Source organism: Actinoplanes sp. 13, assembly GCF_056134165.1.
Genome location: NZ_JBVYOQ010000001.1, coordinates 355715 through 367453, shown reverse-complemented (window position 1 = coordinate 367453; position 11739 = coordinate 355715). Strand labels below are relative to the sequence as shown.

Below are 11739 nucleotides of genomic sequence, written 5' to 3'. Positions count from 1 at the left end.
GCCGGCGCACGACGGTCCGCTGGGACTCGACCTCGGTCTCGGTGACCCGGCTGAACACCCGCCGGCAGTCGGACAGCTTCACCTTCGTGAACCCTTGGTGCGCTTGTAGTTGCCCGCCGCGCAGTGCGGCTTGCAGGTGTTCACGTCGCGCGTCGCCGTGGCACGTGCGGTGGTCCGGTTCAGCGACGTCCACCGCACGTCGGCACGGAGCGGGGGCCTGACGATCATTGCCTACGATGGTCCGATGCAGGAGACGGGTGGCCGCGTTCGGCTCGGCCTGGTGCAGTCCTTCGCGGTCTGGCTGGTCGCGTTCGGCGCCATGTGGTTCGCCCGGAATGCCGCCGTCGCCTGGGCCTTCTTCGGCACCGGGCTGATCACCGTGCTCCTGCTCGGCAACCTGCACCGGCGCCGTCACCGCCCTGACAGCGCCGTCGGCGCCTACACCGGCGCCGTCCTCTGGCCGCTGTTCCTCGGTGCCACGCTGATCGCCGTCGCCGCCGTCACGGCGTCGCTCTCGCCGTACGAATAGCGACCACTACTCGGCTGGCCGCGCCCTCCGACTCCCCGCCTCCGAGCCGGCCCGTGCCCACGGCCCGAGCCGGCCAGTCGGCAACCACGCAGGTAGAACGTCGCGGATCAGGTACGGCTGCCGGCCGAGACGTCCCAGCTGGAGCCAGGCTCCCGCCCGGCCCAGGAACGCGCAGACGCGCGCGCCCGTCCAGCCGGCCCTACCGCTGCTCGGTGAGGAAGTCCGTGATGACGGAGGCGAGCAGCGCCGGCTGTTCGATCACCATGGCGTGGGAGGCGTCGGCCAGCGACATGTACCGCAGACCCGGCGCGGCCTTCGCCTGCTCGACCAGGTAGCGGCGGTGCGCCTCGTACAGCTCGGCGAACGGCTCCTGCTCGGGCAGGCTCCGGGTGGGCAGCACCACGAGCTGCGGGCAGGAGACAGCGGCGTAGACGGGGGTCAGGTCGAGCCCGTTCATCAGTGCCCGGAGCTGGGTCGTGGTCGCGGCGGACGGGCGGGTCGAGGTCTGGCCGTTCTCGTGGACCAGGTTGCGCCGGAAGCCCTCGATCCACACCTTCTCGTTCGCGCCCATGTCCCGGGCCGCCATCTGCTGCCGTTCCACCATGTCGGGCAGCTGCTCGGCGGGGATCACCCGGCCGGCCGCGGCCTCCATGGTGTCGAAGACGGCGTGCAGCCGGGCCAGCTCTGCCTCCGCCTTCTCCGGGTCGAGGCCGGGCAGGTGTTGCGGCCGGGTCGGCGGCGGGTTGCCGTCCAGGCTGATCACGCCGGGCGCCTCGGGGTGGCGTTGTCCCCAGAGGATGGCGAGCATGCCGCCGAGCGAGTGGCCGACGATCGCGGGCCGGTCGAGGTCGAGCTGGACGCAGACCGCGGCGAGGTCGCCGAGCGCGGCGTCCCACGTCCACGTGCCCTCACCGGACCGCCCGTGTCCGCGCAGGTCCAGGGTGATGACCCGGTGCCGTGGGCGCAGCGCCCGGGCCAGTGTGGTCATGTGGGCGAGGTTGCCACCGGCCCCGTGCACCAGCACCAGGGGCGGCTGGTCACCCCCGAAGTCCCGGACGGCGATCGGCACGTCCCCGGCGTCGATGAGACGGTCATTGATCATGGTGGCTCCCTGTCGAAGGCATGGATGGCGGCGCATCATCGCCCGCACACAGCATCCTTCCGGTGTCAGCGGGCGTCAAAACGCACGGCCGGTGAGCCGAGCCTCTTCACCCGCAGTAACGCAATGCGGCATGATCCACCCCTTCCGCTCAGCGCGCCGGGCCAGTACGGTGTGCCCCGAAGCCGGGGAGGATGACGAGTTGCGTACGCGTTTCGCCGTGCCGGGCGCCGCCGTGCTGCTGTTGCTGGCCGTGCCCGCCTGCAGCAAGCCCGCCGAGTCCAGCAGCGCAGCAGCCCCGCCTCCGGTGAAGATCGTCGAGCCACCGGCGGCGTCGGCGGGCGGCGCCTGCATCCTGTGGGACTGGGACTTCATCGAGGAGATGATCGGCCTGCGATTCTCCGTGGCCGCCTCCGACCAGGTCGACGAGACCTCCACCTGTGTGGTGCAGAACGTGAGCGACCCGTGGCCCGACCTGTCACTGTCCGTGGTGGAGACGACGAAGGCGGACGCTGCCCTGTTCGCCGCCGAACGCACCCCGGCGAAGGCGACCAAGCTCAAGGGTCTGGGCAAGGCCGCCTACCGGTTGAACTCCAAGGCCGCGGACGGGCACGGGCCGACCGTGGAGATCGGCTGGCTCAGCGAGGCGAACCAGCTGCAGACGCTGCGGTTCCGGTTCGCCCCGGGTGCGAAGGCCGCCGACGTCAAGGCGATGAACGCCAAGCTCCTCGGCATGGCCAAGGCGATGAGCACCACGAACGGCTGAGCCCGGGAGCCGCTGAAAGACGAAACTTCAGCGCGCCGCGACGAACACCCGGGACGCCACCTCACGCGGCAGCCGGATCTTGTCCCCGGACCGGTCGATGGTGACACCGTCGCGCTCCTGCGCCACCGTCACCGTCGTGCCCGGGTCGATGCCGGCCGCGTGCAACTGCCGCAGAACGTCCGCGTTGGTCTGCACGCTCTCGCAGATCCGCCGGACCACCACGTCGCCGCTGAGCCCCGGGAACGCCAGGTTCCGCTCGCCGGAGTTGAGCGAGTCCTCGAACGGGTCGTCCGGCCGGCCGAGCTGGTCGAGCCCGGGGATCGGGTTCCCGTACGGCGAGCGGGTCGGCTTGTTGAGCAGCTCGTAGACCCGCTTCTCCACCGCGTCGCTCATCACGTGCTCCCAGCGGCAGGCCTCTTCGTGGGCCTCCTCGTAGGGCATTCCGATGACGTTGACGAGCAGCAGCTCGGCGAGACGGTGCTTGCGCATGACGCCGACCGCGGTGTTGCGGCCCAGTTCGGTGAGCACGAGGTGGCGGTCGTTCTCGACGGTGAGGAGGCCGTCGCGCTCCATCCGCGCGACGGTCTGGCTGACCGTGGGACCGCTCTGGTGCAGGCGCTCGGCGATCCGGGCGCGGAGGGCCGGAATGCCCTCTTCCTCGAGCTCGAGGATGGTCTTCAGATACATCTCAGTGGTATCGACGAGATCATTCACGATGCGGTCCTCCCAGCAGCGATATTACCGCGTGGCCGGGGGTTGACATCCGCCCCGAGCAAGTGCCAAGAGACCCTACCCGACGCCGAAACTCGTGTGCTGCCGACACGACGTGCCCGGCCGGGGGACGGCGGCCGTGGCAGCATGGCGGCATGGCGGATGAGACGACAGCGGTGGTGTGGGACAGCGCGCTGTTGGAGTACGACATGGGCGACCATCCGCTGAACCCGGTGCGGGTGGAGTTGACCATGGCGTTGGCCAGGGAGCTCGGGATTCTGGACCGCCCGCACGTGCGGATGGTCACGCCGCGCCCGGCCAGTGACGCCGATCTCACGAGGGTGCACCGGGCCGACTATCTGGACGCCGTCCGGCTGGCGCCGATCGACCCGTTCTTCACCGGCTGGGGTCTCAACACCGCAGACAACCCGGTATTCGAGGGCATGCACGAGTCGTCGGCACGGATCTGCGGCGCCACTCTCGCGGCCGTCCAGGCGGTGTGGCACGGGTCGGCCCGGCGTGCGGTCAACATCTCCGGCGGTCTGCACCACGCCATGCCGGCCCGCGCCGCCGGGTTCTGCGTCTACAACGATCCGGCCGTGGCGATCGCCTGGCTGCTGGAGCAGGGCGCGCAGCGGGTGGCGTACCTCGATGTCGACGTGCATCACGGTGACGGGGTGCAGGCCGCCTTCTACGACGATCCGCGGGTGCTCACGGTCAGCCTGCACGAGACCCCGCTCGCACTGTTCCCGGGCACCGGCTTCGCCGACGAGGTGGGCGGGCCGAACGCCGAGGGCACCGCGGTGAACGTGCCGTTGCCGCCGAGCACCGACGACGCCGGCTGGCTGCGCGCCTTCAACGCGATCGTGCCGTCGGTGGTCCGGGCCTTCGCACCGGAGATCATCATCAGTCAGTGCGGCGCCGACGCGCATCACCTGGATCCGCTCGCCGATCTGCGGTTGTCGGTCGACGGCCAGCGCGCGGCGTACATCGCGATCCGGGCCCTGGCCGACGAACTCTGCGACGGCCGGTGGGTGGCCACCGGCGGCGGGGGGTACGCGCTGGTCGAGGTCGTCCCGCGGGCCTGGGCGCATCTGCTCGCCGTGGCCACGGGTGAGCCGCTGGACCCGGCCACCAGCACTCCGCTCGCCTGGCGCGAACTGGCCGCGGAACGCTGTCCCGGCACTAGGATCCCGGAGACGATGACCGACGGCACGCCACCGGTGATGCAGGAGTGGTCGCCGGGCACGTCCGACGCGGTCGACCGGGCGATCCTGGCGACGCGCACGGCGGTGTTTCCGTTGCACGGCTTGGATCCCCACGACCCGAGGGACTAGGTGTGGAACGCAGCGCAGACGTCCTGCTCGCCGACGGTTCGGCCGCGCACCTGCGGCAGATCCGCCCCGAGGACGCACCGGCCATCGTGGACTTCCACTCCCGGATGAGCGACCGGACCCGCTACCTGCGGTACTTCTCGCCGTACCCGCGGATCCCGGAACGCGACCTGCAGCGGTTCGTCAACGTCGACCACCGTGACCGGGAGGCGTTCGTCACCGTGGCGGACGGCCGGATCACCTCGGTGGGCCGTTACGAGCGTCTGGGGCCGGACTCCCCCGAGGCCGAGGTGGCGTTCGTGGTGGAGGACGCGTTGCAGGGCCGGGGGATCGGGTCGGTGCTGCTGGAGCATCTGGCCGACGCCGCCCGGGATAACGGCATCACCCGTTTCGTCGCCGAGGTGCTGCCGGAGAACAGCGGCATGCTGCGGGTCTTCGGTGACACCGGCTATCAGGTCCAGCGCAAGTACGCGGATGGTGTCGTCCATCTGAGTTTTCCGATCGCGCCCACCGAGAAGTCGCGGGAGGTGCAGGAGTCCCGCGAGCACCTGACCGAGGCCCGGTCGATCGCCCGGCTGCTCGCTCCGCGCGGCATCGCCATCTACGGCGCCAGTGCCACCGGTCACGGGATCGGCGCGGCGCTGCTGGGCAATCTGCGTGACGGCGGTTTCACCGGCTCGATCGTGCCGGTCCACCCGTCGGCGGAGCGGGTGGCCGGCCTCCCGGCGTACCGGACCGCGGCGGACGCCGGTGTACCGATCGATCTGGCCGTGATCGCGGTGCCTGCCGAGGCCGTGCCGGCAGCCGGGGCGGATGCGGCCAGGGCCGGCGCCGGTGGGGTGGTGGTGGTCTCCACCGGTTTCGCCGAGGCCGGCGCGGAGGGCGCCGCCCTGCAGCGTGAGCTGATCGAACGGGCCCGCGCCGCCGGGCTGCGGGTGATCGGCCCGGGCAGTTTCGGGATCGCCAGCACCGATCCCGGCGTCCGCCTGAACGCCACCATGTCGCCGCGCCTGCCGACCGCCGGGCGGGTGGGTTTCTTCAGCCAGAGCGGGGCCCTCGGGGTGGCGCTGCTGGCCGAGGCGGACCGCCGGGGTCTGGGTCTGTCCAGTTTCGTGTCGGCCGGCAACCGCGCCGACGTCTCCGGCAACGACCTCCTGCAGTACTGGCAGGATGATCCCGGCACCGACGTGGTCCTGCTCTATCTGGAGACGTTCGGCAACCCGCGCAAGTTCGCCCGGCTGGCGCGCCGGATGAGCCGGATCAAGCCGGTGGTGGCGGTCGCGTCGGCGACCCGCCCGCCCGGTCTGGCCGGTCCGCTGCCCGGTCCGGACGCGAACGCGGTGACTGCGCTGTTCGCCCGTTCCGGCGTCATCCGCGTGGACACCGTTCAGGAACTTTTCGACGTCGGCATGCTGCTGGCTCATCAACCGTTGCCGGCCGGGCGCCGGGTCGCCGTCGTGGGCAACTCGTCGGCGCTGGCCGAGCTGGCTGTCGGCGCGTGCCGTGCCGCCGGGCTGGTGATCGCCGAGGGATATCCGCACGACGCGGGCCCGGGGGCGACCGCCCACGACATCGCCGACGCGCTGGCCGACGCAGCGGTCGACGAGCGGGTGGACGCACTGATCGCGGTCTGCGCGCCGCCGGTGCCCGGCCAGCTCTCCGACGAGGACGCCGACTTCGCCGCGGCGCTGGCGAGCGTGGCGCTGGCCGGCGAGAAACCGACGGTGGCCACGCTGGTCTTCGGGCGGGTGCCGCCGCGGGTCCCGGTCTATCCCTCGGTCGAGGAGTCGGTGCGGGCGCTGGCCCGGGTGGTCAACTACGCCGACTGGCTGCGCCGGCCGCCCGGCGTCATGCCCGAGCTGTCCGGTGTGGACATGGCGGCGGCGCGGGCCGCGGTCGCGGCGGAAAACCTGGAGGGACTCCTTGCCGCGTACGGGATCCCGGTGGTCCCGTCGATCCTGGCCACCTCCGCCGACGAGGCCGTCACCGCGGCGGCCGAGCTGGGTTATCCGGTCGCTCTCAAAGCGGCGGGCGGTGGGTTGCGGCATCGGATCGACCTCGGCGCGGTGCGCCTCGCGCTCGCCGACGAGCAGGGGGTACGCGACGCGCACCGCGAACTGAGCTCCGCGTTCGGCCCGGACGTCCTGGTGCAGACCATGGTCCCGCCCGGGGTGGCGTGCGACGTCGAGGTGGTCGAGGACCCGGCGTTCGGCCCGGTGGTCGGTTTCGGTCTCGGCGGCGTGGCCAGTGAACTCCTCGGCGACCTCGCCTGGCGGGCTGCCCCGCTCACCGACCGGGCGGCCGAGGCGCTGGTGCACGAGCCGCGAGCGGCGCCGCTGCTGCACGGGTACCGCGGGTCCACCCCGGTGGACCGGGCCGCGCTGATCGACCTGTTGTTGCGGATCGGCCGGCTGGCCGACGAGCACCCGCGGGTCCGCTCGCTGACGCTGAACCCGGTGCTGGCCCGGCCGGACGGTTGCTCGGTGCTGCACGCGGCCGTGGAGTTCGGCGAGGCCGGCACCCGCCCGGACACCGGCCCCCGGCGACTGCGCAACGCTTAGACCGCAACGCTCAGACCGCAACGCTTGAAGCCGCAACGCTGAAGGCCCTGTCCCGCGGGTGCGGGGCAGGGCCTGTGGTCAGCGCCGAGCTCAGGACGCGTACGCCTCGAGGCGGGAGGCCCGCTCCGGGTCACGCAGCTTCAGCATGGTCACCTTCTCGATCTGGCGGATCCGCTCCCGGCTGAGGCCGAACTCGCGGCCCACCTCGTCGAGGGTGCGCTGCCGGCCGTCGTCCAGGCCGAAGCGCAGCCGGATCACCGCCGACTCCCGCTCGGAGAGGGTGGCCAGCACGATCTCCACCTCGTTGCGCAGCTCGCCCCGGGCCACGCCCTCACCGGGCTGGTTGGGGTCGACCGCGGCGACGAAGTCACCGAGGGCGCTCTCGCCGTCCTCACCCACGGCCTGGTCCAGGCTGACCGGCTCCCGGTCGTACGAGATGAGCTCGATGACCTGGAATTCCGGCACGTCCATCGCCTTGGCGATCTCGGCGATGCTGGGCTCGCGGCCGAGGGCGACGGCCAGGTCGCGGCGGCTGCGGACCATCCGGTTGACCTGCTCGACCATGTGCACCGGGATGCGGATGGTGCGGGCCTGGTCGGCCATGGCGCGGGTGATGGCCTGCCGGATCCACCAGGTGGCGTAGGTGGAGAACTTGTAGCCCTTGGTGTAGTCGAACTTCTCGACCGCGCGGATCAGGCCGAGGTTGCCCTCCTGGATCAGGTCGAGGAACGCCATGCCCCGCCCGGTGTAACGCTTGGCGATGCTCACCACGAGCCGCAGGTTCGCCTCGAGCAGGTGGTTCTTCGCGGCCCGGCCCTCGGTGACGATCACCTTCAGCAGCGGCGCGAGGTCGGCGCCGGCGGCCGGCAGCTTCTCCTCGGCGTACAGCCCCGCCTCGATGCGCTTGGAGAGAGTCACCTCCTCGACGGCGGTGAGAAGGCGAGTGCGGCCGATGCCGTTCAGATAGGCGCGGACCAGATCGGCGGAAACGCCCCGCTCGTCGGTCGCGTCCAGGTCGGCCAGCGTCTCGACTTCGTCGGTCATGATGGTCTCGACGACCGTGGACTCCGACGCCTTCATCTCCAGGACCACTTTGAGTCCCCTCCCCGCGATAACGTCTCGTGCGTACCAGCCGCATCCGTGCCGGTGATGAGTAGCTTGGTCTGCGGCGCGTTAAGCGGAGGTGAGGCCAGCGTCCAGGTGGCATGAATCGGGGAGAACCCTGACGTCGACAAGCCGACAGCCTCGACGCTTGATCACCGAGAGTGGTTGGCAGGCCTCGATACTGTGCAGTTCTGCTGAGAAAGGGACAGGTGTGGTCTTCAAACGCATGATGCAGGCGTTCGGCGTGGGCGGTCCTTCGGTCGACACGGTGCTCGCCAACCCGAACACATATCCGGGCGGCTTCCTCGAGGGACAGGTGCACGTCGTCGGCGGCGACCACGCCACCGACATCGAATACCTCGCGATCGGCCTGATCACCCGGGTCGAGGTGGAGAGCGGCGACAGCGAGTACCAGACGAACCAGGAGTTCCACCGGCAGCGCCTCACCGGCTCCTTCCGGCTGGACCCGGGCGCCCGGCACGACGTGCCGTTCCGGTTCGAGGTGCCCTGGCAGACCCCGATCACCGAGCTGTACGGGCAGCGCCTGCACGGCATGACGATGGGCCTGACCACCGAGCTCGAGGTGGCCCGCGCGGTCGACAAGTCGGACCTGGACCCGGTCGCGGTGCACCCGCTGCCCGCCCAGGAGCGGATCCTGGAGGCGTTGCTGCGCCTCGGTTTCCGGTTCAGCAAGGCGGATGTGGAGAAGGGCCGCGTCTACGGCGTGGAGCAGCACCTGCCGTTCTACCAGGAGATCGAGTTCTACCCGCCCGCGCAGTACGCGCGGGGCATCAACCAGCTGGAGCTGACCTTCCTGCCCACGCCGAACAAGCTGCAGGTGGTGCTGGAGCTCGACAAGCGTGGTGGCATGTTCTCCGAGGGGCACGACGCGTTCGGCAGCTTCGACGTCGATTACGCCACCGTGGACCAGGTCGACTGGACCGCCCGGCTGGACCAGTGGCTGCGCCAGGCCGCCCAGCGGCGCGGCCTCTTCTAAAGCTCGAGCAGGACCGTCCGCGGTCCGACATTAACGCTTTCGACCAGCATGTGGGCCCGGAAGCGACCGGTTGCCACGGTCGCTCCCCGGGCCCGCAGTGCGTTGACGAACTCGGTCACCAGCGGCTCGGCCACCTCGGCCGGCGCCGCCGCGCTCCAGGTCGGGCGGCGGCCCTTGCGCGCGTCGCCGTACAGCGTGAACTGGCTGACCACCAGCACCGGCGCGTCCTCGTCCGAGGCTGACCGCTCGTCGTCGAGGATGCGTAGTTCCCACGTCTTACGGGCCAGCTCGGCCGCCTTGACCGGGGTGTCGTCGTGCGTCACGCCGACCAGCACGAGCAGGCCGTCCTCGATCTTTCCGACGATCTCCTCGTCGACGGTCACGCTCGCCCGGCTGACCGTCTGGACCAGTGCGCGCATCGGACTCCCCGTTTCTCGGTGTGGCTCCGCCCCGCGACGGTAGCGGGTCGTGCTCGGCTGTTCGCCGCCGCCGTGGTTTGCGCTTAAGTCTGATCGAACTCTCTGCATATCGCACCGGCGCGGTCCCGGCCGGTGCCACGATTTCCCTGGTCGACGGGAGCCGCCGACCCATCCTCTCCGGCACCGAAGCCGACGGCGAGCTCCCGACAGCGGCGAAGAGAATTCCGCACCCGCGTGCGCCGGATCGACCGGACTCAGATGGGAGACCACCCATGCCCCTCACCAGCACCGCCAACCCGCGTGCGACGGACGGCGCCCGGACCGCCCGCCCGGCTGCGGCAGCGTCCACCACCGCCCGTCCGGCCCGGGGAGGCGATACGGACGCGACGAAACGCCAGGCCCGCTCAGTGGCCAAGCAGCAGCAGGCGGCCGAGCGGATCGCCGCGGCCACCGCCGAGATCTCCGCGCAGAACGCCCAGGCGGCGGAGGCGTCCCGGCAGCTCACCGAGTCGATGCAGCAGATCGCCGCCGGCGCGGAGGAGGCGTCGGGCGCCACCCAGCAGAGCCTGGCCGCGATGAACCAGGTGGAGGAGCGGGCCGGGCAGCAGCAGACCACCACCCGTCAGGTGGCCGAGCTGAGCCAGGCCCTCCAGGTGCTGCTCAACGAAACCCGGCAGGGCATCAACACGCTGCTCGCCAACGTCGACGGAGCGTCCACCCGGCAGACCGCGTCGGTCGTGACGATCACCGAGTTGGAGAAGCAGGCCGACGAGATCGGCGAGATCGTCAAGACCGTCGCGCACATCGCCGACCAGACCAACCTGCTGGCGCTGAACGCCGCCATCGAGGCGGCCCGGGCGCGGCAGCACGGCAAGGGCTTCGCCGTCGTCGCGGACGAGGTGCGCACGCTGGCGGAGACGAGCGAGCGCAGCGCCCGGCAGATCCGCGACCTGATCGACGAGGTGCGCAACAGCGTCACCGAGATCGCGGGCGCCGTGCAGGGCTCCGCCGAGGCGGCCCGGGGCGAGGTGGAGAAGGGCAAGACGATCATGTCGCAGCTCGAGACCATCCGGGCCGACATGGGCACGATCATGGCCGGCGCCACCGAGATGGCGGCCACGGCGGAGCAGTCCAAGCGGTCCGCCGGGGCAGCGAAGCAGCGGTCGGAGGAGATCGCCGCGGCGGCCGAGCAGCAGTCCGCGGCCTGCGAGGAGTCGTTGCAGACAGTCGGGCAGCAGAGCCAGGCGCTGCGGCAGAGCGAGCAGGCGGCGGAGGAACTCGCCGAGGTGTCCGAAACCCTGCGCAGCAGCACCGACATCGCCAAGAGCGCCGAGGAGGTGGCGGCCGCCGCCGAGGAGCTGTCCGCGTCGGTCGAGGAGATCAACCGGGCCGCCAACCAGATCAACGTGGCGATCAACGAGATCAATGCGGGTGCCCGGACAGCGGCCGAGAAGGGCCAGCAGACTGCGGAACTGGTCAACCAGATCGAGCAGGGCGCCACGCTCTCGGCCGATCGGGGTGGGGCCGCGGTGGAACGGTCTGACGTCATCCTCGAGCTGCTCGCCTCCAACAAGGAGGCGGTCGACTCGATGATCGACGCCATCGGCGCCGCCGCGCGCAGCGGCATCGAGAACGTCCGCAAGGTCAGCGAACTGGAGCAGATCTCGCGACGCATCGACAAGATCGTCGATGCCATCGCCAACGTCTCGGTGCAGACCAACATGCTGGCGGTCAACGGGTCTGTGGAGTCCGCTCGGGCAGGTGAGTTCGGCAAGGGCTTCGCCGTGGTGTCGACCGACATCCGGAACCTCGCGCGCGACTCGGCGGACAACGCCGACCGGATCAAGGACTTGGTCAAGGCGGTCCAGGACCGCATCGTCGAGGTGCGAAGCGACCTGGAGGAGACCAGCCGCATGTCGATGGCGGAGGCGGAGTCGGCCAAGGCCACCACCGCCCGGCTCGTGGAGATCGAGCGCGACATGCAGCAGGTGCGCAGCGGCAACGCCGAGGTCCGGGAGGGGGCGCAGCAGATCGCGAGCGTCCTGGGCGAGGTGAAGGTCGGCCTGGAGCAGATCGCCGCCTCCGCCAACGAGGCCGAGCAACTGGCCGGTCAGGCCTCCACCGCGGCCCGGGAGCAGGCGCAGGGCGCCGAACAGCTGGCGGCCGCGGTCGAGGAGATCGCCGCGCTCGCCGACGAGCTGCAGAACGCCTGAGCCGGC

General features: G+C 71.0%; 11 protein-coding genes. 6 read left to right on the top strand and 5 right to left on the bottom strand.

Translation table 11 applies throughout. The annotated features are described in order from the left end of the window. Window positions 1–78: 78 nt before the first annotated feature. Window positions 79–228: a hypothetical protein gene (locus AC0NH5_RS01640; RefSeq protein ID WP_474399011.1), complete on the bottom strand. Its 150-nt coding sequence runs from the start codon at window positions 226–228 to the stop codon at window positions 79–81. A 16-nt stretch (window positions 229–244) separates the two neighbouring features. On the opposite strand from AC0NH5_RS01640, the gene AC0NH5_RS01635 reads away from it, so the two are divergent. Next, window positions 245–529 carry a hypothetical protein gene (locus AC0NH5_RS01635; RefSeq protein WP_474399008.1) on the top strand — a complete coding sequence of 95 codons (285 nt, stop codon included), beginning with the start codon at window positions 245–247 and terminating at the stop codon, window positions 527–529. Between the two features lie 199 nt (window positions 530–728). On the opposite strand, the gene AC0NH5_RS01630 is transcribed toward AC0NH5_RS01635, so the two are convergent. After that, window positions 729–1631, bottom strand: a complete 903-nt coding sequence (locus tag AC0NH5_RS01630) for an alpha/beta fold hydrolase (RefSeq protein WP_474399006.1) — start codon at window positions 1629–1631, stop codon at window positions 729–731. Window positions 1632–1830: 199 nt separating this feature from the next. Between AC0NH5_RS01630 and AC0NH5_RS01625 the strand changes: the two genes are divergently transcribed. Then, a complete protein-coding gene (locus AC0NH5_RS01625) occupies window positions 1831–2394 on the top strand; it encodes a hypothetical protein (protein WP_474399004.1) in 564 nt (187 codons plus the stop codon). Between the two features lie 27 nt (window positions 2395–2421). Here the strand turns inward: AC0NH5_RS01625 and AC0NH5_RS01620 are convergent, their stop codons facing one another. Next, on the bottom strand, window positions 2422–3111 hold the full coding sequence (locus AC0NH5_RS01620; protein WP_474400313.1) for an iron-dependent transcriptional repressor DtxR: 690 nt from the start codon (window positions 3109–3111) through the stop codon (window positions 2422–2424). A 149-nt stretch (window positions 3112–3260) separates the two neighbouring features. Between AC0NH5_RS01620 and AC0NH5_RS01615 the strand changes: the two genes are divergently transcribed. Both AC0NH5_RS01615 and AC0NH5_RS01610 read left to right on the top strand, forming a co-directional pair. Beyond that, window positions 3261–4442 (top strand): acetoin utilization protein AcuC, encoded by a 1182-nt coding sequence (locus tag AC0NH5_RS01615; protein WP_474399001.1) that lies wholly within the window; start codon window positions 3261–3263, stop codon window positions 4440–4442. Continuing rightward, window positions 4340–7000: a bifunctional acetate--CoA ligase family protein/GNAT family N-acetyltransferase gene (locus AC0NH5_RS01610; protein ID WP_474398998.1), complete on the top strand. Its 2661-nt coding sequence runs from the start codon at window positions 4340–4342 to the stop codon at window positions 6998–7000. The genes AC0NH5_RS01615 and AC0NH5_RS01610 overlap by 103 nt, the downstream gene beginning before the upstream one ends. Before the next feature lie 90 nt (window positions 7001–7090). On the opposite strand, the gene sigB is transcribed toward AC0NH5_RS01610, so the two are convergent. Further along, window positions 7091–8044: an RNA polymerase sigma factor SigB gene (sigB, locus tag AC0NH5_RS01605; RefSeq protein WP_474400311.1), complete on the bottom strand. Its 954-nt coding sequence runs from the start codon at window positions 8042–8044 to the stop codon at window positions 7091–7093. 271 nt (window positions 8045–8315) lie between these two features. On the opposite strand from sigB, the gene AC0NH5_RS01600 reads away from it, so the two are divergent. Further along, window positions 8316–9101, top strand: a complete 786-nt coding sequence (locus AC0NH5_RS01600; RefSeq protein ID WP_474398995.1) for a sporulation protein — start codon at window positions 8316–8318, stop codon at window positions 9099–9101. On the opposite strand, the gene dtd is transcribed toward AC0NH5_RS01600, so the two are convergent. Then, window positions 9098–9520 (bottom strand): D-aminoacyl-tRNA deacylase, encoded by a 423-nt coding sequence (gene dtd, locus AC0NH5_RS01595; RefSeq protein WP_474398992.1) that lies wholly within the window; start codon window positions 9518–9520, stop codon window positions 9098–9100. The two genes, AC0NH5_RS01600 and dtd, sit on opposite strands and share 4 nt — an antisense overlap. A gap of 272 nt (window positions 9521–9792) precedes the next feature. Here dtd and AC0NH5_RS01590 point away from each other — a divergent pair, with 272 nt between their 5' ends. Beyond that, window positions 9793–11733, top strand: coding sequence for a methyl-accepting chemotaxis protein (locus AC0NH5_RS01590; RefSeq protein ID WP_474398990.1), 1941 nt, complete (start codon window positions 9793–9795; stop codon window positions 11731–11733). Window positions 11734–11739 lie beyond the last annotated feature (6 nt).